The organism is Trichocoleus sp. ST-U1 (genome assembly GCF_039961835.1).
Lineage (GTDB): Bacteria > Cyanobacteriota > Cyanobacteriia > Cyanobacteriales > FACHB-T130 > FACHB-T130.
On sequence record NZ_JAMPJZ010000051.1, the window covers coordinates 14,626 to 40,330 of the forward strand.

Below are 25,705 nucleotides of genomic sequence, written 5' to 3' on the forward strand. Positions count from 1 at the left end.
GGGTTTGGTCAACCATGAAAAAACCCACCCTAATTTTAAAATAGGGGGGTTGCCATGTGGTTTGACTGAATAGTTGCAGCGAATAAATTGACGATTTAACTGCTAGTAACTGTTAAATTTCCTCCAGTTCCAGTCAAAGTTCCATCCACGATTGATATTGTTGCTGGTTCTGTTAGTTGAGCTGTATAGCTGGTATCGTCAATCGTGAAACTGATGTTAAATGGACTGAGATTGAGAGTGCCATTGGGAATCTCAGCCTTCAAATCGTCAAAGTCAAAACTGAATAAATCTAAACCTCCAGCCACTGCCTCTTGTTCCTGTTCGGATAGTTCTGCAAACAGGGATTGGTCTTGAGGTTGCATTGGTTGGTTGTTTGCACCTACAGTCATGATGTTGCCCTCAAAATAAACTTTGAAGCGTTGGAAACTTGTGCCGTGCTTAAAACTTACGTAAATAAAAACAGCTTTTCCTCCCACTTTTGGGAGATTAGCATTTGATACCGTTGGTTGTAATAATGCAGTCGGCTTTGTGTGCGTAGTCGGTATGGGCAACTTTTCGCGATCGCTTCTAACCGGCGAAGTCAACGAACTGGATGACGCCTCGCTGTCCATTGGTTAACCATTGAGGATCTTCAGCAGAAAGTGTTTTTATCTGAGTTGGCTGTAAACCTGCCACCAGTTCCGATTTGAGCGTGCGGAGTGCTACTAAGGGCGCAGGGAAGTAGCACGCAATGTCTTGAAAAGGGGTGGTAAAGTCCCACTGGCGATTGCCTAAACAGCGGCGGTAGTTAGCATCTCCTTTAATAAAAATTAGGCTGGCGGGTGCTAACTCTTGTCGCAAAGCTTCGGGCATTTCCCAGAAAGGCAAGGGCATTGTCCAAAATAAATCGTCATAGCATCGCAAACGACCGGAAGCGATAGCGTCTTGCAAGCGCAGAGAAAGCGATCGCACTTCCCCATCAACGTCAGCAGCCAAAACCTCTAAAGTGTGGTGCAGATCCTGAATGGTCGCATCTGAGACGAAGATAGGATACCGCTTCAGGTGCAGGGAAATCTCAGCCGCCTGAGTGGTTAGCAGAAAATCTGCCAACCACAAATCGCAGACGAGTTCAAAACCAGCATTATCGACGATGAAGTCAATTCTTCCCCCATCAAGGCTGGCAATCCTGTCCGCAATGATGGGTGTATCATCGACCAAAATATGAGCCTCTTCGTGCTGAATTTCCTGACGGCTGCGATCGCTTTCTCCAGCCTCAATAGGCCAAAGGCTGAGATCGGCGCGGTTGCCCCACAGTGAAAAATAGAGCAGTGGGATTAAACGAGTATGGCGAGCGCTTGTATGATGCCCAATCCTAGCGGCAATTGCCCGGATTGAATCCATTGCCGTTTCTAAACCCAAGCGTTTTTGCAATCCGTAGGGATCGACGCCTTGGCTCGATCCTGGCAGAAAGTAATTGGTTGCTTCCACAATCCGCCGGAAAAAGTATAACTCTGCAAATAACCAGGGAATGTCTATCCAACGCTTCCCCAGAAAAGGAGCCAAATATGTTGTCCACGCAGCCAAATCTGGGCCATTGTCATCTTTGAGCGATCGCACGATTCCGTTCGGCAAGTCTCGGATCAAAGTTTCCAGGTTGTCTACAATCGACGCCGGAAAGTCGTTTTCAGCGATCGCTCGCTGCCCGATCGCAGGCATTCGCTTCAGAAGCGTCATGTTTGCAAACGAACCTTCTTCCGACATCATCAGCGGTGGAGGAAGCGGTAATCGAGGCTGTAAAATCTGCTGTGACATTAGGCGATAGCGCTTTTTATCATGTGTCGAAAGTAATTCTACTTAAACAGCAATTTTATTGACTCTGAAATCTGGTTACATAAAGCGCATCAAGCCAAAACCCTCAAGCTTGAGAACTCTTGCCGATTAGGATGGATTGGGAGCATCTTTTGCAAATATCCATGAGCCTAACCGAACAGATTCTATCTCAGGTACCGGGAAATCCTCTCCTCGGACTGCGTAAAGCCGATAGCCTTTGGCAAGGCATCAAGAAAGACACTACACCGATTCCGATGGTAGTGAAAGAAAGCCAAGAACCTCTAGGAAGCGTAGACTGGGACGTGGTAATCTGTGGCGGCACTTTGGGAATTTTAATCGGTGCTGCTTTAGCTCAATTGGGGTGGCGAGTTGCCTTAATTGAAAGAGGAATATTGCGCGGTAGAGATCAAGAGTGGAATATCTCCCGTCAAGAATTAGAAGTATTTTTAGAACTGAATCTACTGACTGAAGCGGAATTAGAGCAAGCGATCGCAACCGAGTATAATCCCGCCCGCGTCAGCTTTTTAGGCGGTTCTGAGGTATGGGTGCGCGATGTTCTGAATATCGGCGTCGATCCCGTTTTTCTCCTAGACACCCTCAAATCAAAGTTTCTGGCTGCTGGCGGACAGTTGTTTGAAAACACTCCCTTTGAAGGGGCAGTGGTTCACCCAGATGGCATCAGGGTGGAAGCCTCCGGCGGCTTGAAAACGCGGTTATTAATCGATGCGATGGGACATTTTTCACCCATTGTTCAGCAAGCGCGACAGGGAGAAAAACCGGAAGGCGTCTGCTTAGTCGTGGGGAGTTGCGCCAAAGGCTTTCCTAGTAACGAAACCGGCGATCTGATCGCAACTTTCACATCGATTCAAAATCAATGCCAATACTTTTGGGAAGCTTTCCCAGCACGAGATGGCAGAACGACTTATCTATTTACTTACCTGGATGCTCACCCCAGCCGTCCCAGTTTAGAGTTCTTCTTTGAAGAATACCTGCGCCTGTTGCCCGAATATCAAGGCGTGGAAGTGTCCCAACTGCAATTTCAACGAGCGCTATTTGGCTTCTTTCCCTCTTACCGCAACTCATTAAAGATGCCTTGGAGTCGCATTCTGCCCGTAGGAGATAGCAGTGGCAACCAATCTCCCGTCAGCTTTGGCGGGTTTGGGGCGATGGCGCGGCACCTGAAACGGTTAACAGAAGGCATTCACGAGGCTTTACAAATAGATGCTCTCGACAAGAATGCTTTGGCACTTTTGCAACCTTATCAGCCAAATATTGCTGTAACCTGGCTGTTTCAAAAAACAATGGGCGTGGGAATCGAGCAAAAAGTTGACTCAAATCAAATCAACCAGTTGCTTTCTAGCGTATTTCAAGCAATGGCACAGCTGGGAGACGAGGTATTACGCCCATTTTTACAAGATGTTGTCCAGTTTCCCGCTTTATCAAAAACCCTGTTAAAAACAGCCGTCACTTACCCCGGATTAGTGGCTCGAATTATTCCCTTAGTGGGAATCCCGATGCTGCTAGATTGGATGGTTCACTACCTAAACTTGGGAATTTACACGGCTTTATATCCTCTAGCAACCGCCCTGCAACCGTGGACGAAGACGTTACCGCCACTGCCTCGATACTACTGCGATCGCTTCCTCCAAGCTTGGAAATATGGCTCCGGAGGCGATTACAGAAGCCTGAAGAATCTAGGGTGAAGCCCTTCGGTAAGGGTAAAAGAAACCATAGAGGCAAGCATGATGAAGCCTAAAAGAGGAAATTTTACACTTGATACTTCACGCTTGAGACTTCATCCTTTATCCTTAGGTAAACTCTGGCATCGCTTGAGCATTACCAGCAAGTTTACTTGGGCAGTTGTGGCGCTGCTGCTGCTGATTACACAAGTCGCGATGACGAGCTGGCTGTCGCTGAATGCAGTGGTGCGAGAGACAGAAGCGGCGATTCTCACCAGCATTGAGGTGCAGGCAAAAGTATTTCAGATGGATGCCGCCTTACAGGACGCCCGCCAACTGGAAAAAGACTTTTTTTTGAGCTGGCCTTCTATGGGATTTTCCAGCGCTAGCCAGGATTATGTCCAGGCGCATCGGGAGCAAATTGACAAAGCCCTAGATATCAGCAGCCAGTTGCAAGAGTTACTCAATGGTGGGAAGGTTAGCGATGCTTTGCGTCGGAGCAATCCGGAATTGGTGGCTTATGTAGAGCTTGTCGAGCGCTATGCTAGCAGCTTTAAAGAAGCTGTGGCGTTGGTGGGGACGCTGGGAATCGATGATGTGGGGGTGCTGGCGCGGTTAGAGCAAAATTCGCGGCTATTGCACGACACGCTGCAACTCTCTGCCAGTTCGGAGTTGATGATTTCATATCGGGAAATGCAGTCGGTGGAGAAAGAATATCTCTCCAACCGTCAGGAGGACAAAATCCAGGCGGTGTATGAGGCGGTGGAACGTTTGCGCCAGGGAATTCAACAAGCACCCCAACTCAATGCCACTCAGAAGGCGGCGGCGTGGGAGTATCTGAATGCTTACGAGTTAGCGATCCGAGAAATTATCAACCTCGACGCTCAAATTAGAAGCAAAATCAGCACTTTTGACGAGCAAGCGGCAAGTGTTTCCACTAAAGTAATTGGGTTGGCAAATGCTGACGTACAGCGATCGCGCCTTGAAATCGCCCGAACCAGCACGCTAGCTACGGTACTGCAAGCGATGACAGTATTGACGGCGGTGTTGCTATCTGGGGTGATTGCGAATATCTTCGCCACTGCTTTAAAAAATTTGCAAGCAGAACAGGAAAAATCTGAGCGTCTGCTGCTAAATATCTTTCCAGAAGCGATCGCCCATCGATTAAAACAGGAACAGCGCACGATTGCGGAAAACTTTGCCGATGTGACGGTATTGTTTGCTGACATTGTTGGTTTTACTGAGCTTTCGGCTCGGATTTCCCCAACTGATGTGGTTGAGTTGCTCAATCAGATTTTCTCAGCCTTCGATCGACTGGCAGATCGCCACGGTTTGGAGAAAATTAAGACAATTGGAGATGCTTATATGGTGGTAGGAGGACTGCCAATGCCTTCAGAAGATCACGCGGAAGCGATCGCGGAAATGGCACTGGATATGCTGGAGGAAATGACTTGCTTAAGTACCAAGATTGGCGAAGCATTGTCTACCTCTCGCCCTCAACACTACACCATCCGAATTGGGATTAATACGGGTCCCGTCGTTGCAGGCGTTATTGGCACGAAAAAGTTTATCTACGATTTGTGGGGCGATACGGTGAATATTGCTAGCCGTATGGAATCCCAAGGCATTGCGGGTTGCATTCAAGTGACAGGAGCAACTTATGAACGCTTACGGCATAAGTACCAGTTTCAGGAACGGGGAACTATCCAGGTAAAAGGCAAAGGGGAGATGAAAAGCTTTCTCCTCAAAGGCAGACATCAAGACGATTCACCATAGATGAATGGTACTGATATATAAGAGCCTTGAGATAAATCTCTCACCTTAAAGCTAAAGCTTAAAACAGGTTGAAAGCCTTTGTTTCCCCAGTATTTGGGCCAATTTCAACTGATTTTAGCTCTTATCCCTAACTTTAGTTCAGGGCTGAAGTCAGCGCGATTCCACTATAGATTTTTGTAGAAGACTTGCGATTCTCACGTTTTTCAGGACTGCGAACAAGCCAATCTCTAAATATTTCCGGCTCAACTCGAAAAAGCGAGGTTAAGGAATGTAGATCATCCCCAGTTTATTATTGAACCTCTCTTGGCTCTGAGTCAAAAGATCGCACCATGATTAAACAAGAATTTCAAACCACCCACTACTTTACCGTTTTAATGGGGCTGCTACGCGATCGCCAAGGATTTATGGAAGAAATTCGTCAAGGCGTGAGACTTCCCAGTAAAATCACCTCTCTACTCGTTTGTAGTTCCCTCTTTTTTGCTGCCTATGGGGCAATTATCGGTTCATCTCATAGTTTTTTACAAGCATTGTCCTCTGCTGTTAAACTTCCCTGCTTCTACTTAATCACGCTGATTCTTTGCTTGCCAACTTTATATTTTTTCAGCATTCTTTTTGGCTCAAGTAAAAGTATCGGGCAGTATTTTGCCATGCTTCTGACCTCTGTCGCCGTGATTAGCGTTCTAGAATTTAGCTTGGCACCCGTAGCGCTAGTTTTTCTGTTGACCGCCCACAACTACCAATTTTTTGTATTGTTAAATGTGGGTATTTTTGCTCTCACCGGATTGACTGGCGTCACTTTCCTCTATCAGGGAATACAGTTTATGTCCGTACAAGATAGCGAATCAGCACAAGAAACTCGTACCAGAGTTCTGAAATTTTGGTTAATTCTTTATGCTTTAGTTGGCTGTCAATTAGGTTGGACACTCAGACCCTTTTTTGGAACTCCTGGACAATTTGTATTGTTTCGACCGATGGAGGGGAATTTTTATCTGAGTATCTTCAAAGCAATTGGACACCTTCTAGGTTTTAATTAAAGCTCCACTCAAATAGCACTTGTCTACGTTCAGGATTGTCCATCCTACTTAGCTCGGTCTTAGCTAAAATATCAGAATTCTTGTTTGGAAGCAGTACATAAACCCACCCCTGCTCCTCCTCAATTTCAGAGAAGAGGTTAGGGGTGAGGTTACGAGTAGATATCGAAACAAAGTGAGAACTGCTATATATATCGATAGATAGTTGATAGTTGTAATTTCTGTAGTAAATCGTTACTGTTTTTAAGGAAAAAACTTCGGCTAGATAATATTAACAAGTGATTCTGGCTCACGATTAATATCAGAAAATGATGCGATCGCTTGCAGGATCGCGCTTAATTCACAAAAACTTCATTTAAAGCCTCTAAATTATGAATTTAGGGTAAAGGATTCTTTCATCGGTGATAATACGGATAGCAATATCCTCAGATCAGCGGTGAAATCTACTCATTTCAGTGGCGAAGCTACAGTTCGTTGAATTTGGATATTTGAGTGTAGGGTAGGGAACACGGACATTTTGCACCTTACTCTGGGAACTGGGAAGGCAACAATCCATCTACCCCTCGTTTCTAAGCGTCAGCCTAGAGAACGAGAGGAATCAAGGCAGAGCTTTGATTTGGTAGGTGCAAGATGTAAAGTATCTGGAATCAGGATTGATTAGGAATTCAAGAGTTCCTAGCGTTATGCATCGACTTTATGAGATGTATGAGAGCGATCGCTTCCAGTTATGAAGTTTTTAGAAGCTTTGTCTCGCCCCTGTAAGGTGTTGCAGGTTTGTTAAGCGATGAACGTTTTTGGAAGTGGTAGGTAGGAGAAACAGGTAGCAATGACAATTAAAAATCCCGCAACTACTAATTTTTTCTGTCTTCTGTCTTAAGTACCATCCAAAATCTCCTGAGCCAATTTTGGCGTTAAAGCTCAAAGACAACCTGCATTCTCATGCTAGTCCAACCCGCAAAAAAATTATAAACATCGGCTTTTTACTTACGAGATGGTCATCAAAGGAAACAAACTCATGAAAAAAACTCTAGCCGCCCTTACTGTTGGCTTTACCTTAGCGATGGGAGCCACTTCTGCTAACGCCGTTCCTCTTTACGACGGCGTATCACAGCCAAATCAAACGCCCGCTCAACAAGGATGGGAATATAAAGAAAATGCTTTTAAGTCTCCTGTACCGACTGCAACGCCTTCCACTGAAGGCACTATTTTGAATACGGGTAATACCAGTAATCAAGCAGGCTACTTCAAAGTATCGCCAGTGCTGCTTGACCGCAGTACCGGATATAGCATCAGTTTCAGCGTCAAGGTGAGTTCAGAAACTCACCTCAACAACAATCGTGCAGGCTTCAGTCTGATTGTGATGAGCAATGGCGTCTCTGGTGAAACGCAACCTTATGGGCTGGAATTAGGTTTCTGGCAAAATAGCATCTGGGCGCAAAACGTTGGTTTTACTCAAGGCGAGAAAGTAACTTTCAACGTCCAGAAAACGATGAATAACTATGTATTGTATGTAAAAGACAACCAGTATCAACTGTTTATGAACGGTTCTACCTTTCCTGTTTTGCAAGGCAATCTGCGTCAATATACCGGATTTACACCGCCTCCCGGATATCTCAACCCTTACACAACTTCCAACCTGATTTTCTTAGGCGACAACACGACATCCGCCACGGCGAATGTTACCATAAAAAGCCTCTCCGCATCCTCTGCCAGCAATGTTAACCTCACCAATGCCTCTGTAAAATAATCATTTCACTTTAGGGAATCAAAAAGTCCAAATGAGCGCCAGTTTGGGCTTGTAGCTCCTCCAGAGAACCTTGCAATTTCAAGCGACCTTGCTCCAGAAAAACAATCCAATCAGCTCGATTAATTACTCTGGGGCGGTGGCTAATTAAAATGGTGGTTCTGCCTTGGCGGTGAGACAGCAACTGCTCTAAAACTTGCGCTTCGCTCACCGGATCGAGTCCCCCCGTGGATTCATCTAAAATCAGAACTGGCGGCTCGTTTACAATCGCTCTGGCAATTGCTAATCGTTGCCGCTGTCCGCCAGAAATATTTGCCCCGAATTCACCCAAAACGGTTTGATATTTGTCGGGTAGCTTGCTGATAAATTCATCTGCACCCGCAATCTGGCAAGCTCTCACAATGTGTTCAAATGCAACGTGAGGGGAACCTAAGCGGAAGTTTTCCACAATTGAGCGACTCCAAAAGTGAGGCTCTTGAGGAACGAGAATCACCTGTTGTCGCAAGCAATCAAGTGATAAATCTTGCAAATTATACATGCCAATGCGGAGATTTCCAGAATGTGGTGAATATAATCCAGCGATTAACTTCGCCAGGGTGCTTTTACCGCAGCCAGATTTACCAATGAGTGCAATAACTTTTCCTCCAGGAATTGTTAGCGAAAAATCTTCTAAAAGGTCAGTTCTGCCAGCGTGGTGGAAGTTGAGATTTGTGGAAATAATATCTGCATCTCCCGGAATTTTAGCAAAGGGTCTTTTGTCATCAACCGGATTTTCTGGTGTAGAGTCAATTACTTCCGTAAGACGTTGGGTGGCGGTTTGAACGCGAGTGAGTTCATCGACAAATCCCACGACTGCCCCAATAAACGCTAGAAAGTTTCCATTCATGCCGTTAAAAGCTAACAGTTGCCCAATAGTTAATTCTTTACTAATCACCAAGCTACTGCCAAACCAAAGTAAAATGACGCTACCAATACTAGAAACTAATCCAGAAAAGGTACTGTTGATAATGACAATCTGAATTGTCCGGAAGGTGATATTAGCAAGGCGACCGAAGCGACTCTGAAATTCTTCCCAAAATTGCGGTGCAGATGTAGTCGTTTTGAGCGTCAGTGCCCCTTTAAAAGTCTCAACTAAAATGCCTTGATTTTCTGCTTCTAAGACTAATAAGCTCCGAGTTTTTTGTTGCAGTGTCGGTAGGAAAATAATTGTGGAAATTGTCATAACAACAGCAATGCACACAGCAACACTTGTTAGTTTGATGCTGTAGAACAACATCAAACTAAAAGAAACGATGGCAATAAATAGCTGACTCGGCAAACTAACAACGACTTGAGAAACTAACTGATTAATTTCTTGAATATCTCGCAAGCGGCTGACAATTTCGCCACTGCGACGAGCTTCATAATAGGAAAGCGGCAAACGCAAAATTGCTCTGCCAAATTCTAAAACTAAGCCTAATTGGAGCCGTTGAGAAAAATGGGCGATTAGGTTAGATTGCACCAGTCTGAGGCTACTGGATACAACGTTCATCACCATAACAGCAGTCACGACACCCGTTAGGAGCTGGGTATCCCCCCGAACCAGCACATCATCGGTGAGGATTTGGATGAGGAAGGGGGATGTCAGGGAAAGCAACCCCAAGACAAGGTTAATGATAAATGCCTCAGCCAGAATCCCTCGGTAAGCCCAGACGGGTTTAAAGAAACGCCCAAAACCGCCAACTTTATCATCAACTTGGGCAGAAAAGCGGACGGAGTCTGGCTCTAGTAACAGCATGATGCCATTTGTCCAGCCTGCCGCTAGCTCGTTTTTGGAGAGGTAACGGATGCCGACAGCGGGATCGGCGATCGCATATTTTTTCCGGTGTTGCCCGTATAAAACAACCCAGTGGTACCCCTTCCAGTGAATAACGGCTGGTAGCGGTGCTTGCTTCAATTTGTCAAGAATCTGTGGTGAAGCTTTCACTGCTCTGGCATTAAAACCGAGTGCTTCTGCACCCCGCCGGAGTCCTAGCAATGTGGTTCCTAGCTGCCCAGTGCCTACAGCTTCACGGATGCGGTTGAGCGTAAAAGTCCGCCCGTGGTGTTTCGCGATCGCAGCAAGACACGCCGCTCCGCAGTCTTCTTCACTGTGTTGTAAGACATGCTCGTACTTCATGCTTAACTCATGCCATAGTGTCAGGATTTATGCGGTTCGGTAACTAACACACTATAGGCGCACTATAGACAAAATCTAATGGTCAACTTGAACGGTTGATAGAGTTAGGAGGCGCTCAAAACCAGTCACTACAAGAAGATCGTGGCTGCTTCCCTTTGACATTCGTGACCGCCTCAGTCAATTTTCGCAACGAGCATCAATCACAAAGCAGTAGATGCATACTTGGGTTTTCATCAACCCAGCTCAACGATGGGAGCGATCGCTCCAAAACGAAAATTTCGATTAATACACAAGTAACCACATCTATATAACTTGTCATGAATGTTTGATAACCCCTTAGTCAAACATTTCTGCAATTATGGCGTTTGGATCTAATATGAGGCGTCTGAGCAATACCAGCTTTTTTAAAAGTTTCCTGTCTAGTTACCTTAAATCAGATACTTTAAAGCAAAAAATTATTAATTATTTACAAGCCGATATTGCCTAGCTATAACTACTTTAGTCTACTATTAAGAATTTAACAAATAATCCCAATAATTTTTATCAGAATTAATACACAAAACTCAATGAGATTGCTTGTTTTAAATGTCTTGCCTCTATCTTGAGATTGATGCTAACTCAGTATTTAAGTCGCAATATATACAATATCGTGAGTTCAATAGAAGAAGACTCTGCAAGCCTTTAAACAAAACCTTTAGTGGCTTTTGCTAAAAAGTTTTCTCTAGCTTTGAAACCCTAGAATGCTTACACAAATTTTAATACTTTTTAGGAAAAACTAACTCTTCTTAAGAGGAAATAAGGAGGGTATTCCTGAAGATTTTTCTTTAAATAAGCCTTCTACCAAGCGGATCGAGAAAATTTTACTAGCAAGAAAGAAAAAAATGGTCTAACCCTAGACTTGGAGAGCTTTTTGCCTAAAACGTTAGGGATTAAAGCTTAGATCCGACAAGGATTGCTGTTGGGTTTGCAGGCTATTATTCGCGCGACTCTTTCCAAATGAGCATTCATTGGAGTTTAAGGTGAAACGAGTAGCGATCGCATTGAGTCTTTTTAGTCTAGCTAGTAGCGCTCTTGTGAGTTGCACATCAGCTCCCCGGAACGCTCAAAACAGCCAACAAAATAGTTCAGAACTTTCATCCGTTGCTGTCACAGTGCGCGATCTCGGCAACCCCTTCTTTGTACAAGTTGGTAAGGGTGCAGAGGCGGCAGCTAAGAGAATTGGCGGTGGGGACGTCAGCACAACGCTCGTCTCTAGCGGGGACGATTTAAATCAGCAATTTAATCAAATTGAAAATTTCATTGCCTCAGATGTCAGCATGATTATACTTAATGCTGCTGACAGTAAGGGGATTTTTGCAGCGGTTGAAAAAGCTAAACAAGCAGGAATTCCAATCATTGCAGTTGATACTGCCGCTGAAGGAGGTGTTGATGCCACTGTTACCTCCAACAACGTGCAAGCAGGTGAAGTAAGTTGTCAATACATTGCCGATCGATTGAAGGGTCAAGGCAATGTTGTAATTATCAACGGACCTCCTGTTGCTTCAGTTGTTGAGCGAGTCCAAGGATGTCTGAGCGTATTTTCCAAATATCCCAATATCAAGATCCTTTCAAAAGATCAGAATGCAGAAGGTAGCCGTGATGGGGGATTGAGAGTCATGAGCGATTTGCTCACATCCTTCCCAAAAATTGATGCCGTTTTTGCAATTAATGACCCTTGTGGGATTGGTGCGGAGCTAGCTGCTACCCAAGCACAACGGAAAGAGTTCTTTATTGTTGGCGTCGATGGCGCACCCGAAGCTCTAGATGCGCTCAAGCAGGAAAATAGTTTATTTGTTGCGACTGCGGCTCAAGACCCCTTTCGCATGGCAGCCAAGGCAGTTGAGGTCGGGAATGACATTATCAAAGGGAACAAGCCTGCCAATCCAGACATTCTCATTCCAGTCACGTTGGTTACTCGTGAAAACGTGAATCAGCATAAAGGCTGGACAAGTGAATAACCAAGTTTTTGTCGTTAATTGCACCAATTTATGACTTGATAATCCATCAATTTGAATCGTATTTTCACAAACATTACAGGGATTTCTGATGGCAAGTAGCACTCAACCCTCAATAAAAACTAAACCCGTACTCGAAATGCAAGGAATTACAAAAACCTTTAATGGTTTCACCGCCTTGCATGATGTAAATCTCACTATTTATCCTGGGGAAGTTCATGCCCTTATGGGTGAAAATGGTGCAGGCAAGAGTACGCTGATGAAAATCCTGGCTGGAGCCTATATAGCCGATGCAGGGGAAATCAGAATTGACGGTCAAGCTGTTAAGATGACAGACCCAGGTCAAGCCAGAGATTTGGGTATAGCCATTATTTATCAAGAGCTTAATCTCGCCCCAAATCTGACTGTTGCTGAAAACATTTTTATGGGGAGCGAGCTTAAGAAAGGAGGCACCTTCATTGACCGAGACGGAATGCGGCATCAAGCATCTGAGGTATTGAGAAACCTCGACGCGAGTTTTGATGCGGGCGACCTGGTTTCAACCCTTTCCATTGCAGAACAGCAGCAAGTTGAAATTGCTAGGGCGCTCAAACACAAGAGCCGCATTCTAGTAATGGATGAGCCGACAGCAGCGCTTTCAGACCGAGAGACAGAGAAACTTTTTGAGGTTGTTCGCCGCTTGCGGAATGAAGGGATTGCGATTATTTACATTAGCCATCGGATGGAAGAGATTTATGCGCTTGCTGACCGCGTTAGCGTGATTCGAGATGGCGGGTATATAGGCTCTCTGGAGAGGAGTGAAATTTCCGCCCCTCGCTTAGTAGAAATGATGGTGGGTCGTTCTTTACAGGATTTATACGAACATAAGCGTCAAACCCATCCTGGCTCAGTAGTCCTTGAGGTAAAGAATTTAAGTGATGGGCGCAAGGTAAAATCTGCGAGTTTTAAACTGCATGCTGGGGAAATTGTTGGTTTAGCAGGCTTGGTTGGCGCAGGCAGAACTGAAATTGCTCGTCTTATTTTTGGTGCTGACCGAAAGGCTAGCGGTGAAATAAAACTGGAAGGTCGTTCTCTCAATATCTCGACACCCGATGATGCAATTAAAGCGGGAATTGCCTATGTCCCAGAAGATCGTAAGGATCTCGGTCTATTTCTGGAGATAAGTTCTGGTGAAAATATCACTATGAATGTTCTTGGACGAGAGGCAACCTCTGGCATCATCAACTCAAAATCCCTTTTTAAAATTGTGGCTGATGCCGTTAGCAACTTAGGGATTCGTCTTGCCAGCCCAAGCATCAGGGCAATGGATTTATCTGGGGGAAATCAGCAGAAGTTATTGCTAGCCCGTTGGTTGGCAATTAATCCCAAGGTACTTTTGCTCGATGAACCTACGCGCGGCGTTGACATCGGCGCGAAAAGCGAAATTTATCGCATTATTAGCGATCTGGCAGCAAAAGGTGTAGCCATTTTGATGATTTCCAGCGAACTGCCGGAAATCGTGGGAATGAGCGATCGCGTCTTGGTGATGCGTGCGGGAAGCCTGGTTGGTGAAGTAGGCGGCTCAACTGGGGAAGCAATTACACAAGAGAACATCATGGGTTATGCCACAGGGGCAAGAGAGGTAGCAAAATCATGAGTCAAACAGAAGTAAGAACCACCAGAAATGGAACGAGCGATCGCTCTAAAGCGAGTAATCGTCAAGCTTGGAAAAATTTCATTCAGGTTGCTGGCATCCTCCCGATTTTGGTTGCAATCTGTATAATTTTTTCAATTGTTACGCCAAGCTTTCTTTCGCCCGGAAATCTGATTAATGTCATTCGGCAAGCATCGATCAACATCGTGCTAGCGACCGGAATGACGTTCGTTATTTTGACCGGAGGAATTGACCTTTCTGTGGGGTCAATTTTGGGCGTAACCGCAGTTGTCGGGGTGCTTGTCTCGTTGATCCCCGGTCTTGGTTTGCTCGCCATACCAGCCGCCCTATTAGCAGGATTAGGTCTAGGCTTACTAAATGGGTCGTTGATTGCCTATTTAGGTTTGCCACCTTTTATCGTCACCCTTGGTTCTTATACAGCGTTGCGGGGTGTTGCTTACTTAGTTGCTAATGGCACGACCGTTCTCAATCGAAATCTAAATTTTGCTTGGATAGGCAACAATTATCTTGGCCCCATTCCCTGGCTAGTTGTGATTGCTTTGCTTGCCGTTGTCGCAAGTTGGTTTGTCTTAAGACGGACAGTATTGGGAAGGCATATTTACGCCGTAGGCGGTAACATACGGGCAGCACGACTAACAGGAATTAAGGTGAGTCGGGTGCTGTTATTTGTTTATGGTGTGAGTGGGTTGCTTTCCGGTTTAGGCGGAGTGATGAGCGCCTCGCGCCTCTACAGTGCGACGGGTATGTTAGGGCAAGGCTACGAACTCGATGCGATCGCTGCCGTAATTTTAGGAGGAACCAGCTTCACGGGTGGCATTGGCACCATCTGGGGGACTTTACTGGGTGCTTTAATTATTGCCCTCCTCAACAATGGGTTAACCCTGATGAACGTGTCATTTTTCTGGCAGTTGGTTGTTAAAGGTCTTGTGATTATTATCGCCGTGACGATTGACAAACTTCGCACCCGCACTAGCGCTGCGTAAGCGTTGAGCTTCCGATGACAGACTGGTAGGAAGCGATCGCACGTCAGGCAGAATAGATCTAAAAAACAGGGAGTCGCGATCGCGACTCCCTGTTTGCCGATCATCACCGAAGATTTAACTAACGACTGCGTTGAAGATAGCTTTCTACATTGCTAATCGCTCGTGTCGCATACGAATCCCCAGGACGTAGATTAAGTGCCCTTCTAAAGTTAATCAAAGCAGTTTGGTAATCTCTTTGTTGGGTTGCAGCGTACCCAAGTCTCATGTACTGAGTATAATTCCCCTGCTGACCACTCCGTTGCGTAGCCCCTGGAGTATTACCTGCGGGATTCTGCTGAGTAGTGCCCGTTCCTGCTGGATTTTGTTGCCCAGTCCCAGTTCCGGCTGGATTCTGCTGAGTTGTACCCGCCCCTGCTGGAGTTTGTTGCCCAGTACCTGTACCTGTACCTGCCGGATTCTGCTGAGTTGTACCAGTTCCCGCACCTGCTGGAGTTTGTTGTCCAGTACCTGTACCGGCTGGATTTTGCTGAATTGTACCAGTTCCCGCACCTGCTGGAGTTTGTTGCCCAGTACCTGTACCTGTACCTGTGGGATTCTGCTGAGTTGTACCCGCGCCTGCTGGAGTTTGTTGCCCAGCGCCAGTTCCGGCTGGATTTTGTTGAGTTGTACCAGTTCCCGTGCCTGCTGGAGTTTGCTGGGTAGTACCCGCACCTGCTGGAGTTTGTTGCCCAGTGCCAGTTCCTGCTGGAGTTTGCTGAGTTGTACCAGTGCCAGTTCCTGCTGGAGTTTGCTGGGTAGTGCCCGCACCTGCCGGATTCTGTTGCACAACTCCTGGGCTAATTACCTCATAGTTAGGTTGCCCAGTACGAGTACCGGCGGGAGTTTGTTGGTTCGTCCCCGTACCAGTACCACCGGGAATTTGTTGGTTAGTACCCGTACCAGTACCACCGGGAGTTTGTTGGTTAGCACCAGCGCCAGATGGATTTGTTTGTGCCCCACCTGGAGTACTCTGAGCTAATAATTGTTGGCTTCTCGTACTAGAGTTGGAATTGATGAGGGCTAATGCTGGAAAACTGAGGAAAACACTAGCGCCAGCAACGCTCATCAAGCTAACAAGCTTTTTAACCGAATGTTTCTGATTTTGCGTACTCATGGGAATATCCTGAACTTAGGCTAAAAAATTCTGACTTTGGCAGCTTTCTTGCCAAAAGCGAACAAATGTTGGTTGTAAAAAAATTGACCTTCAATCAGTTACGTCAGTTAGCAGCCTAAAGACATATTTCTTGAAACTCTTTGTTAAAACCCTACCTCTATTATTTTCTTGGCTCGTCTATCTAAAGAGTTGTACTAATGTTAAATTAATCTGCCTAATTAGGTAGTAATATCCAATCCGATTGATTACTCGCAATTTCCCAAAATCCAAAGCAAGTCTAAGTCTCTGGCTCTATCTCTCCTCCCTGAAATGTGGGTAGATAGAGGAAGCGGTTTTCTCTTGCGGGAAATCTACCAAATTTGAAATGAGGCAGCTAACAGAAATCCACTGTACCTATACTTTGATATCGCAAGCCTGAATGATTCGTGAAGGCGAGATCCCCGACTTCGAGAAAGAAGTTGGGGATCTGAACTACTAGCATCCACACTCCAATAGGATTGCCATAACAATTGAGTTAAAAAGGTTTAGAAAAAGACAAGCAGCAATTTTGGCTCAGGCGCACTGAGACAGAGTAGCGGATGAATTGTACTGCTGAATCGGAATCGCGATCGCAAACTCTGTTCCTTTCCCCGTTTCGGAAATATAGGTCAATTGACCGCTGTGTTTTTCTACCACGATTTGATAACTAATTGACAACCCTAAGCCAGTTCCTTTGCCGATAGGTTTGGTCGTAAAGAAAGGATCGAATAATCGTTGCTGTACCTCAGATGTCATTCCAATGCCGTTGTCTGCAATCCGAATTACAACTTGATTGTTATCTCCGACTTCCGTGCAAATCCGAATTATCGGTAATGGGTGATGGGTATTTCCTTGTCTGTGACTAATTTCCTTTTCTAGTGCCTCAATTGCATTGCAGAAGATATTCATGAATGCTTGGTTGAGTTGCCCAGCATTGCATTCTACAAAAGGAAGGTCGCCATAGTCTTTTTGAACCACAATATCAGGGCGTATACCTCTGCCTTTGAGCCGATTTTGTAGAAACAGGAGCGTGTTGTCGATGCCTTCGTGAATATTGACACACTTCACTTCTGCTTCGTCGAGTCGGGAGAAGTTCCGCAGGGAAAGAACAATCTCAGAGATCCGTTCTGCACCTACCTGCATTGAAGATAGAAGTTTCGGCAAATCTGACCTCAGAAAATCCAGGTCAATGTCTTCCATCTCTGCTTGTATCTCTGGCACTGGCTGAGGATAGTGCTGGATAAACAGGTGCAGCAAGTGCAGCAAGTCGTAGGCATACTCGCTGGCATGGGTGAGATTGCCGTAAATAAAGCTGACAGAGTTATTAATTTCGTGGGCGATACCGGCAACGATTTGTCCCAACCCAGACATTTTTTCCGTCTGAATCAGTTGGGCTTGAGTGCGCTGGAGTTCAAGCAGGGTTTGCTCTAACTGGGTTGTTTTCTCTCTGGATTGAGCTTCTGATTGCCGCAGTGCTTCTGCTGCCTGTTGATGAATCTGCGATTGAGCAATGAGTAACTGATGTACGTCTAAGAGTCTGCAAATTCCCGATTGCAGTTGCACGACGATCGGTTCGTAAATGAGTTCAGGCGATCGCTGTAAGGACTGCTGTACACTCTCGACAATGGAAGTGTTGCGATCGTATACTAAAATCTCACATCGGGCAATGCTGTAGAGTGCCTTCAGAGAGGGCGGGGAAGATAACTCTAAGCTGTAGAGACGGCGCATAGATTCAAAGAAGCGCCGTCGCGAAATCATTCCGACGAAATTACCTTGTTCGGTAATAATCATGCCAGGAAGCAATGGGTTCGCTTCAAAAATCTGGATTGCTTCCTCTACGGCACGTTCCGACTCGATACTAGCGTCGTAGAGCGTTAATTCTTCTAGCGTCGAATCTAAATGTAGGAGTGACGGTTGGGAAGTCGCATCTGTTTGGCTTTGTTCAAAATCCTCAGTCCGGGTTACTGATGCTTGCTCAATCCATGCCCAGGGCATTACTTGTTGTTGAGTCCTGCTTAGCATTTCTTGTGAGTAGTCCGTCCAGTGAGAAGTGTCTTCTGGAATTTTGTGCATCAGTCCCATCGCACCTCTGTTAATGCCCTGATTCAGTATGGCTACTATCAAGCTTTTGAAAAAGCTGCGTAGTGCTACCGATCTCTACACGTTTGCGATCGCTTAATCCGGATTAAGCGATCGCGATCGCTTACGTAAATTTACGTGTTGTTCGATACACTATACGGAAACTTTAAACGCAAAGCCTCTACCACGGGTGTGAATTAGCACTCTTCTTTTGTGTAGATGCCATTTTGTAGGCTTTTAGCCACTCTCCTAATCAAGCAATCAGCCAAGGTAGCCAAATTGCTAAACTCAAAAGCGTTATAAACAGCGCTGGCAAAGTCAGGATGAGACTCAGATGACGAGAGTGAGGGTGAGAAAGAAGAAAGCGATCGCTCCTGCTGAAAATCCTGACAAGGCGATCGCTGGTGCAGCATAGGTAGTTGCCGCAATGCTCATCTTAGTTACGATGCCATCGCGTACCATCCGGGCTATCAATTAGAGTAATGCCCTTGGCTTGTAGCTCGTTGCGAATGCGATCACTTTCAGCAAAATTTTTCGCAATCCTGGCTTCCTGGCGCTGCTGAATCATCGCCTCAATGTCTGCATCGCTGAAACCACCAGAAGCGGCAGTTTCAACCTGTAGCTTTGCGATCTCGTCAGCACTTACTTCCAAGCCCAACACACTTGACAAATCAACCAAATTATGCCAGTAAATTTCTAATTGTTCGGGTGGGATCTCAGTTTTACCCTGATGAACGAGGATATTTCCCTGCTTGCCTAACTCTTTGGCAAGTTCAAACAATATGGTTAACCCGCCAGGAAAATTCAAGTCATCATCCACTTCTGCCTGAAATCTTTCCACAGCGTTGTCATGTCCCCCCTCGCTGACGGGGAGATTAGCGGGGTTTCCCGTCCAACCTAGTTGGGAACCGTACTTATATCCAAACAACAGACCTTCTTTTAGCGTATTCCAACCGTTTGTCGCCGCTTGTATTGCTTCATCGGTAAAATCAATCGGCTTGCGGTATTGGGCTGTAAGAACAAATAGCCGCACCGCCATTGGATCGACGGGTCGATCGAGTAACTCGCGAATGGTGATAAAGTTGCCCAGAGACTTAGACATCTTTTCCCCATTGACCGTCACCATCCCGTTATGCAACCAGTAGTTTGCTAACGGCTTGCCAGTCACTGCTTCCGATTGGGCAATTTCGTTCTCGTGGTGCGGGAAAATTAAGTCAGCACCGCCAGCGTGGATGTCGATTGTATCGCCCAAGCGATCGCGCACCATTGCCGAACATTCAATGTGCCACCCCGGACGACCCGCACCCCAAGATGATTCCCAGGCGGGTTCCCCCGGTTTTGCCGCCTTCCACAGCGCAAAATCAAACGGATCTCTTTTCTTGGACGCTTCCAGGTCTTCCACCTCCACCCGGTTACTCGCGCCCGCTTGCATATCTTCTAACTTGCGTCCCGACAGCTTACCGTACTCCGGAAATTGACGCACCGCATAGTAAACATCACCCCCAGCGGGATAGGCAAAATTTTTCTGTTCCAACTCGTGAATCAGCCGCTGAATCCCATTGATCGTGTGTGTAGCACGCGGATATTCATCGGCTTCTTTGATATTCAGCCGCGCCATATCCTCAAAATAAGCTTGGATGTAGCGTTCGGCGACTTCTTCCATTGACGAACCTTCAAGACGCGCCCGGTTGAGGATTTTGTCATCAATATCGGTAAAATTCTGCACATAGCGCACGTCATAGCCGACAAATTGCAGATAACGGCGCGTCACATCCCAGACGATGCAAGCTCTTGCATGACCCAAGTGGCAATAGTCATACACCGTCACGCCGCAGTAGTACATCCCGGCTTTACCGGGTTCAACGGGTTCAAAGGCTTCCTTGCGACGAGTGAGGGTGTTGTAGAGTGTTAGGGCCATTCCTAGAACTTAAGAAATAAAGTGCATCTGTATCAGTATTTTAAATTCCCTGGTCAGCAAGCCATCCACTCATCCGAATTAAAATTTTACTTTGTCGCTAATAAAGTCTCAAAAAGTAGGTGCTTAAGAGAGTAACTAGGGAGCAATGCGGCTTCAACACAACATCATGCGCTTCAACATCGACTTAACGCGATAGCGTTAGCGAAGCGAGGCGTTAGCCTAGCGCTGACTTGTCAGTTCGCATCCGTTAACACTAACGCTAACAACATCGCTTTACTGATCGAAATTCGCTTCAAGATGAAAAATGCTTAGGCGATGCGAAAAGGATTGGAGAATGCCTTCTTCGGAGTTAGGTAAGCTGGAGGGAGAGAGCGATCGCTCTGTTAGCTCGTATGCGAAGCTGTTCGCTTGCTATAAAGTAAAAGGTTGGATCTCCATTTCAAGCCATCATCGGGATCTAAACCTACACTCCGCTTAGCGCTTAGCTCCTACAGTAATTTACGTATAGCTCTATCAACGTTTTTTGAGAAAATCTGAAAGTCGCACTATGCAACCAGCCACCACTCCCAGTCAATCTCCAGAGATAGATGCCCCCAAGCACGGCTTACCCGTGACGATCATTACAGGTTTCCTTGGCAGTGGCAAAACCACCCTCCTCAATCACATCTTGAGCAATCAGCAAGGCGTCAAAACCGCTGTTCTGGTTAATGAATTTGGTGAGATCGGCATTGATAATGAGCTGATTGTCACCACCGGCGAGGACATGGTGGAGTTAAGTAACGGTTGTATCTGCTGCACCATTAATAACGATCTCGTCGAAGCCGTCTACAAAGTTCTGGAACGCGAAGAAAAGGTCGATTATCTGGTAGTCGAGACAACCGGACTCGCAGATCCCCTGCCAGTGGCACTTACCTTTTTAGGTACCGAACTGCGAGACATGACTCGTCTAGATTCCATCATTACGGTCGTAGATTCGGAAAACTTCAGTCTCGATTTATTCAACAGCGAAGCCGCCGCCAGCCAGATCGCATACGGTGATATCATCCTGCTCAACAAGGCGGACTTGGTGGATGAAGCCGACTTAGACTCCTTAGAAGTCAGAATTCGGGATATGAAAGGCGGTGCCCGGATTATGCGAACCACCAAAGGACAGGTGCCGCTACCGTTACTCCTCAGCGTCGGTTTATTTGAGACTGACAAATATTTCCAAAACGAAGAGGCAGAAAAGGGTCACGACCATCACCACCACGACCACGGTTATGACCACGATCATCACGAGCATCACGACGATCATAGTAGTTGCGATCACGATCATGGCGTTTGCACTCACGACCATCACGACCACGATCATCATTCCCACCACTTGGAAAATGACGGGTTTACCTCGATTTCCTTTGAAAGCGACAAGCCTTTTGCGATCAAGAAATTTCAAAATTTCCTAGATAATCAGCTGCCCTCGACCGTCTTCCGTGCCAAAGGGATTCTTTGGTTTGATGAAAGTCCTCGGCGTCATATCTTCCACTTGTGCGGCAAGCGCTTCTCCATCGATGATGAAGATTGGACAGGAAAACCAAAGAACCAGTTGGTACTGATTGGTCAGGATTTAGATAAAGAAACTCTGCAACAACAAATCAAAAATTGTGTTTGTCTGCCTTCTACTTCTCGCGGTAAAGGCTTTGGGAAATAGTTTTTAGGAATTAGCTAATTGCTAAATTCCTAATCGCTTTTCTCAGTTAGGTCAAATAGATCGCGGCTCTAATGTTTGGTCGGGACATGGCATTGTCATGTCCCGACAGATGTATCGAAGCTAATTATGCGCGTTGTCATTCAGCGAGTTAAATCCTCACAAGTTGAGGTATCAGATCGAGTAGTCGGCAAAATTGGGCGCGGACTTAATTTACTTGTAGGCATTGCCGAAACAGATACCGAAGCCGAACTGGAGTGGATGGCTCGTAAATGTCTGGAATTGCGCTTATTTCCAGATGAGCAGAATGGTAGCGGACGTTGGGAGAAATCAGTCCTAGAAATTGAGGGTGAACTGCTGGTAGTCAGCCAATTCACCCTCTACGGAGATTGTCGCAAAGGACGCCGCCCCTCTTTTGATAAATCTGCTGCGCCTGCGATCGCTCAAAATCTTTACGAACAGTTTATCGCTAAGTTGCGCCAGAGCGGTTTGCGCGTAGAAACAGGCGAATTTGGGGCGATGATGCAGGTAGCAATTGAAAATGATGGCCCTGTTACTTTGCTGCTAGAACGAGAAGCGACTTAACTTGAATAACATTGACTCCAAAGCTGTAAATTCCCCCTTCCTTTGCAGGAAAGAGGGTTAAAATGTTAGGTCATTATTAAGGCCAGATGTTTTGCCACCAAGGTCTAGAACTGCTTTGTGCAACAGGCATTTTCTTCCGAATATCCTGAATATTCCACCCAGTCAGCTTGGCGAGAGTCTGCGCCTCTTGTTCAAATCGTTTAGTCAAAGACTGTTTATACTGTTGACCCGCTTGACACTTCACATCTCCTGTAAAGGGATGACGAAGAACATAACGACCTTGAAAACTTTGTTCATTTGATGTTTCTTGAAACACCAAATCTTCCGGGAATTTATCGCGGGTGTACCGGACATGGAGACGGGTGATAAAAACATTATTAGAGGGAACAACGGCTCTACGGAAAGGCGCTGACTCGCGGGCATCCGAAGGATAATTATCTAGCCAAAAAACACCAGCTTTCCGCAGTTCTTCTGGATTTAAAGGTTCGGCAGAACAGGGATCGCAGTTCCCCATGTTCCAGGCATATTCCAGAAAGGCAACCTTTTTATCCTCACGAGTGTAAGAAGTTTGAAACATCGATTTGTAGAAATCACCAAATTCATTTTTGACGAATACTGGAATTTCAGCATCCGAGGGGATTTTTACAGTTCGGTAATTCGTAACTTCAGCTTGTCCTTTAGGTGATAAAACGTAAACAATTAAATCCTGTTCACTGGTAGAGTTAATCATCCCTAGACGAATCGGCAACATAAATTTAGGCGATTCGTAAGCCATCTGTAGAGGTCGCAGAAATTGAGAACCGGAATTTTGAAATTCTTTAAGATTCACCTTTGCAACAAAGAATTTCATGTTTTGCCGGATATAGGGTTGCAGCAGTTGTTTTGCACCCCGTGGAATCTTATATCCGTTGCGATTTAGCCAGGTTTCTAGACCGTTTGATTCTTTTGCACTGAGAATAACAATGTCATACTCTCCCACATTGAAACGAGCTTCTACAGTGACACCCAAGCTATTGTCTTCATCCCTGCTAGCTCTTGCACCGCCTGACGTTGGTGCGGATGCTGGTGCAGGGAGTCTCTCGTACATGACCGAATTACAAGGATCTTCGTCAAAATATTCCACCAGTCGCGGCGCACTAAAAGCATCCAATCGCTCGATAATTTTAGGGTCGCCAACGTGAACCTGTTCTTTCTGAAGCACTGTCGGAACGGGGACAACCAGGGCAAAGTCTTTGACATCCCCTTGATAGTCATTCGCCATCGTTAAAATAGTGCGATCGCGATCGCGAGCAATTACTACTTGCGAGGATTTATTGTAAAGCTTTGTATCCGCTTTCGCTACATAGAATCCACAAAATCCCCAGGCTGTCGGAGCAAAGCAAATAACAGCCAGAAGCGTTATCACTAAAGTTTTACAGATCCGAAATAACTTCATTGTTACCTCTGCTAGTAATTAATAAAAACTTACACTTGTAGATACGTCTCAGATTCAGTTTCCTCAGGTTTATCGATGACTGAAGTACTGAATGTCTGTGAGGAAGTCTCCGCCCAAGAAAATCGGGGTGCTGACCAGAGAAAATCTAACAGAACGGTCATAGGTGCAAGGGCGAATAAAGCCCAGAAAACAGCAGTAGAAATAAAAAATTGATTTCGCAAGAAAAAAGTTAAGCAGCCAATAGAAACTGCCCATACTAAACGCCCACTCCTAGCGTTAGGAATAGAACGAGGATCTGTAATCATAAATAGAGCGAATAACAACAAAGAACCGCTCATCAATCGATGTAAAAATACATCCCATGTCCAGCCAAGCCAAATATTGCGAATTGCTTCCAATAAAGCGTAAGAACCTAAAAAAGCAGCAGTTGTATCCCAACGACCAACTCGTTTTAAAATCGTGCCACCGGTGCCTGCAAATAACAGCGCATACCACCATTCATCTCCCCATTGTCCGGGCGAAACCCAGGCATCTTTTGTCAAGATAAGCGCGGCAATAATACCAAAATTAGCAGGGTTAAAAAAATGCTTATTCCGAAAATTAAAAATAAATTTACTGAGAATTGCGAAAGAACCAGCCAAAATCATTGTGCTGTAACTATCGGCTCTTAGGAGCAAACTCAGACCTAAAGCCGTAATAAAAGCACTCCGTAATGAAAGATTGATAGGAACATTTGTTAAAACAGAATCAATTTCATTGGGACAATTATCTTGTACCGGAAGCAAATTGGATAAGTTTTGTTTAATCGATGCTGCTAGCCACTGAGTCACTAGACAAGTTATCATCACCACTAGAATTAGATCCGGTCTTAGCGTCCAGTCTCTTGTCCAAATACCTAAGAACAGGAACAAGGATAGAAACAGAATTTGATAGTCTCGGACATCTTTTAGCACCATTGCCGATTAATAGTAAGATTAGCCGTATCTTTCTCCTGAATCTAGACGCAATAAGATGCGAACAGGGGTTCTGTTACAGAAATTGTTACAAAGATGCCGGTTAGTTAAGACGGTTTTTACGAGCAATTCAACTCCCAGACTTCTTGGAGAAGCGAGGGATCTTGCCAATGCTTTTCATGAATTTTAGAAAGCTTTTCAAAAGTAGTCTATATAGAAATCTTATTTGAGTTATGAGCCAGCGATTTAGATCCCCGACTGCTTCATGAATCAGCAACTCTCACTTGTGAAATTGAGAAGCCTCCAAGATTAATGGCTATGCTTTACCCATAAGTCCAAAAACACTGTAGGGATTTTCGCATTTGAGCGATAACTTGAGGACAAAAACGGGCAACTCGCTATCCAAAGGCTGCGCCCTTTCCCGTAGCGTGACAGGGTTTTCAACAGATGTGGGTAAAGCATAGAGGTTATGGGGACGTTGTCACGACTTCAATCCCCCTGCGGATACTCCTCCCATAAGGTGGTTGTTTGCCGCAGACTCAGATAGTCACCATTGCCTAAAATCAAATGATCTAGCAGCGGAATACTTAAATATTGCGCTCCCATCAACAACTGACGGGTCAACTCCATATCTTCTTGACTGGGTTCAATACTCCCTGACGGATGATTGTGTGCAATAATCAGCCGCGTCGCACCCTGGCGAAGGACTTCTCGGAAAATCTCGCGGGGAGGAGCCAACGTTTCAGTTGCAGTGCCAATGGTAATCACTTGAGTACCCACCAAGCGATTCTTCACATCCAACAGCACCACGGCAAATCGTTCTTGCATCTGCCACATCAACTCATGACTGAGCGCAGCAGCAGCGGCAGCAGGACTATCAATCATGGTGCTAACTCCGGGGCGAGATAGAAACGCCCTTTTTCCTAACTCAACGGCTGCTAAAATTGTGGTTGCTTTTGCTGGCCCTACACCAGGAATTTTTGTCAACTCTTGAACGCTGATATCTCGTAACATATCTAGCGGATCGCGTTGATGTTGACTTAATTCCTGTA

18 protein-coding genes are annotated in these 25,705 nt (G+C 45.6%); 9 read left to right on the plus strand and 9 right to left on the minus strand.

Features of this window, described 5'->3' with window-relative positions; translation table 11 throughout:
- Positions 1-95: 95 nt before the first annotated feature.
- Entirely contained in the window at positions 96-389 is a 294-nt protein-coding gene (locus tag NDA06_RS17550; RefSeq protein WP_190410007.1) for a hypothetical protein, read from the minus strand.
- 178 nt (positions 390-567) lie between these two features.
- Entirely contained in the window at positions 568-1,791 is a 1,224-nt protein-coding gene (locus NDA06_RS17555) for a damage-control phosphatase ARMT1 family protein (RefSeq protein ID WP_190986899.1), read from the minus strand.
- A 161-nt stretch (positions 1,792-1,952) separates the two neighbouring features.
- Between NDA06_RS17555 and NDA06_RS17560 the strand changes: the two genes are divergently transcribed.
- The 4 genes from NDA06_RS17560 (at position 1,953) to NDA06_RS17575 (ending at position 8,042) form a co-directional block, all read left to right on the plus strand.
- Complete coding sequence (locus tag NDA06_RS17560) at positions 1,953-3,512, plus strand: FAD-dependent oxidoreductase (protein ID WP_190986898.1); 1,560 nt, start codon at positions 1,953-1,955, stop codon at positions 3,510-3,512.
- A 39-nt stretch (positions 3,513-3,551) separates the two neighbouring features.
- A complete protein-coding gene (locus tag NDA06_RS17565; protein WP_242047555.1) occupies positions 3,552-5,264 on the plus strand; it encodes an adenylate/guanylate cyclase domain-containing protein in 1,713 nt (570 codons plus the stop codon).
- Positions 5,265-5,593: 329 nt separating this feature from the next.
- Complete coding sequence (locus tag NDA06_RS17570) at positions 5,594-6,298, plus strand: actin-binding WH2 domain-containing protein (protein WP_190986897.1); 705 nt, start codon at positions 5,594-5,596, stop codon at positions 6,296-6,298.
- Positions 6,299-7,310: 1,012 nt separating this feature from the next.
- Positions 7,311-8,042, plus strand: a complete 732-nt coding sequence (locus tag NDA06_RS17575) for a hypothetical protein (RefSeq protein WP_190410011.1) — start codon at positions 7,311-7,313, stop codon at positions 8,040-8,042.
- Between the two features lie 10 nt (positions 8,043-8,052).
- On the opposite strand, the gene NDA06_RS17580 is transcribed toward NDA06_RS17575, so the two are convergent.
- Complete coding sequence (locus NDA06_RS17580; protein ID WP_348251790.1) at positions 8,053-10,197, minus strand: peptidase domain-containing ABC transporter; 2,145 nt, start codon at positions 10,195-10,197, stop codon at positions 8,053-8,055.
- Between the two features lie 1,019 nt (positions 10,198-11,216).
- Here NDA06_RS17580 and NDA06_RS17585 point away from each other — a divergent pair.
- The 3 genes from NDA06_RS17585 to NDA06_RS17595 all read left to right on the plus strand — a co-directional run bounded on the left by NDA06_RS17585 (position 11,217) and on the right by NDA06_RS17595 (position 14,828).
- Positions 11,217-12,194: a substrate-binding domain-containing protein gene (locus NDA06_RS17585; RefSeq protein WP_190987206.1), complete on the plus strand. Its 978-nt coding sequence runs from the start codon at positions 11,217-11,219 to the stop codon at positions 12,192-12,194.
- An 88-nt stretch (positions 12,195-12,282) separates the two neighbouring features.
- Positions 12,283-13,827 (plus strand): sugar ABC transporter ATP-binding protein, encoded by a 1,545-nt coding sequence (locus tag NDA06_RS17590; protein ID WP_190527183.1) that lies wholly within the window; start codon positions 12,283-12,285, stop codon positions 13,825-13,827.
- Positions 13,824-14,828, plus strand: coding sequence for a ribose ABC transporter permease (locus NDA06_RS17595; protein ID WP_190440522.1), 1,005 nt, complete (start codon positions 13,824-13,826; stop codon positions 14,826-14,828). The genes NDA06_RS17590 and NDA06_RS17595 overlap by 4 nt, the downstream gene beginning before the upstream one ends.
- A gap of 118 nt (positions 14,829-14,946) precedes the next feature.
- Here NDA06_RS17595 and NDA06_RS17600 read toward each other — a convergent pair whose 3' ends face one another.
- The 3 genes from NDA06_RS17600 to cysS all read right to left on the minus strand — a co-directional run bounded on the left by NDA06_RS17600 (position 14,947) and on the right by cysS (position 19,996).
- Positions 14,947-15,981: a tetratricopeptide repeat protein gene (locus tag NDA06_RS17600; protein ID WP_190986667.1), complete on the minus strand. Its 1,035-nt coding sequence runs from the start codon at positions 15,979-15,981 to the stop codon at positions 14,947-14,949.
- Positions 15,982-16,533: 552 nt separating this feature from the next.
- Positions 16,534-18,081 (minus strand): ATP-binding protein, encoded by a 1,548-nt coding sequence (locus NDA06_RS17605; protein WP_348251792.1) that lies wholly within the window; start codon positions 18,079-18,081, stop codon positions 16,534-16,536.
- 433 nt (positions 18,082-18,514) lie between these two features.
- Entirely contained in the window at positions 18,515-19,996 is a 1,482-nt protein-coding gene (cysS, locus tag NDA06_RS17610; RefSeq protein WP_190986666.1) for a cysteine--tRNA ligase, read from the minus strand.
- 547 nt (positions 19,997-20,543) lie between these two features.
- Here cysS and NDA06_RS17615 point away from each other — a divergent pair.
- Both NDA06_RS17615 and dtd read left to right on the plus strand, forming a co-directional pair.
- Positions 20,544-21,683, plus strand: a complete 1,140-nt coding sequence (locus NDA06_RS17615) for a GTP-binding protein (protein WP_190986665.1) — start codon at positions 20,544-20,546, stop codon at positions 21,681-21,683.
- 126 nt (positions 21,684-21,809) lie between these two features.
- Positions 21,810-22,265, plus strand: a complete 456-nt coding sequence (dtd, locus tag NDA06_RS17620) for a D-aminoacyl-tRNA deacylase (RefSeq protein WP_190430052.1) — start codon at positions 21,810-21,812, stop codon at positions 22,263-22,265.
- Positions 22,266-22,341: 76 nt separating this feature from the next.
- Here dtd and NDA06_RS17625 read toward each other — a convergent pair whose 3' ends face one another.
- From NDA06_RS17625 to radC, 3 genes are all read right to left on the minus strand, one after another.
- Positions 22,342-23,700 carry a DUF2330 domain-containing protein gene (locus tag NDA06_RS17625; protein WP_190986664.1) on the minus strand — a complete coding sequence of 453 codons (1,359 nt, stop codon included), beginning with the start codon at positions 23,698-23,700 and terminating at the stop codon, positions 22,342-22,344.
- Between the two features lie 29 nt (positions 23,701-23,729).
- Positions 23,730-24,656, minus strand: a complete 927-nt coding sequence (locus tag NDA06_RS17630) for an RnfABCDGE type electron transport complex subunit D (protein ID WP_190986663.1) — start codon at positions 24,654-24,656, stop codon at positions 23,730-23,732.
- Positions 24,657-25,142: 486 nt separating this feature from the next.
- The coding region (radC, locus tag NDA06_RS17635; protein ID WP_348251793.1) for a DNA repair protein RadC at positions 25,143-25,705 on the minus strand (563 nt) is incomplete at its 5' end.

Bases quoted from the DNA above. Each gene is read 5' to 3' on its own strand.
- NDA06_RS17605 (WP_348251792.1), bottom strand. From the start codon at position 18,081: ATGGGACTGATGCACAAAATTCCAGAAGACACTTCTCACTGGACGGAC.
- NDA06_RS17570 (WP_190986897.1), top strand. From the start codon at position 5,594: ATGATTAAACAAGAATTTCAAACCACCCACTACTTTACCGTTTTAATG.
- NDA06_RS17615 (WP_190986665.1), top strand. From the start codon at position 20,544: ATGCAACCAGCCACCACTCCCAGTCAATCTCCAGAGATAGATGCCCCC.
- NDA06_RS17575 (WP_190410011.1), top strand. From the start codon at position 7,311: ATGAAAAAAACTCTAGCCGCCCTTACTGTTGGCTTTACCTTAGCGATG.
- NDA06_RS17590 (WP_190527183.1), top strand. From the start codon at position 12,283: ATGGCAAGTAGCACTCAACCCTCAATAAAAACTAAACCCGTACTCGAA.
- NDA06_RS17550 (WP_190410007.1), bottom strand. From the start codon at position 389: ATGACTGTAGGTGCAAACAACCAACCAATGCAACCTCAAGACCAATCC.
- NDA06_RS17560 (WP_190986898.1), top strand. From the start codon at position 1,953: ATGAGCCTAACCGAACAGATTCTATCTCAGGTACCGGGAAATCCTCTC.
- NDA06_RS17565 (WP_242047555.1), top strand. From the start codon at position 3,552: ATGATGAAGCCTAAAAGAGGAAATTTTACACTTGATACTTCACGCTTG.
- NDA06_RS17555 (WP_190986899.1), bottom strand. From the start codon at position 1,791: ATGTCACAGCAGATTTTACAGCCTCGATTACCGCTTCCTCCACCGCTG.
- cysS (WP_190986666.1), bottom strand. From the start codon at position 19,996: ATGGCCCTAACACTCTACAACACCCTCACTCGTCGCAAGGAAGCCTTT.
- NDA06_RS17625 (WP_190986664.1), bottom strand. From the start codon at position 23,700: ATGAAGTTATTTCGGATCTGTAAAACTTTAGTGATAACGCTTCTGGCT.
- NDA06_RS17600 (WP_190986667.1), bottom strand. From the start codon at position 15,981: ATGAGTACGCAAAATCAGAAACATTCGGTTAAAAAGCTTGTTAGCTTG.
- NDA06_RS17595 (WP_190440522.1), top strand. From the start codon at position 13,824: ATGAGTCAAACAGAAGTAAGAACCACCAGAAATGGAACGAGCGATCGC.
- dtd (WP_190430052.1), top strand. From the start codon at position 21,810: ATGCGCGTTGTCATTCAGCGAGTTAAATCCTCACAAGTTGAGGTATCA.
- NDA06_RS17580 (WP_348251790.1), bottom strand. From the start codon at position 10,197: ATGAAGTACGAGCATGTCTTACAACACAGTGAAGAAGACTGCGGAGCG.
- NDA06_RS17630 (WP_190986663.1), bottom strand. From the start codon at position 24,656: ATGGTGCTAAAAGATGTCCGAGACTATCAAATTCTGTTTCTATCCTTG.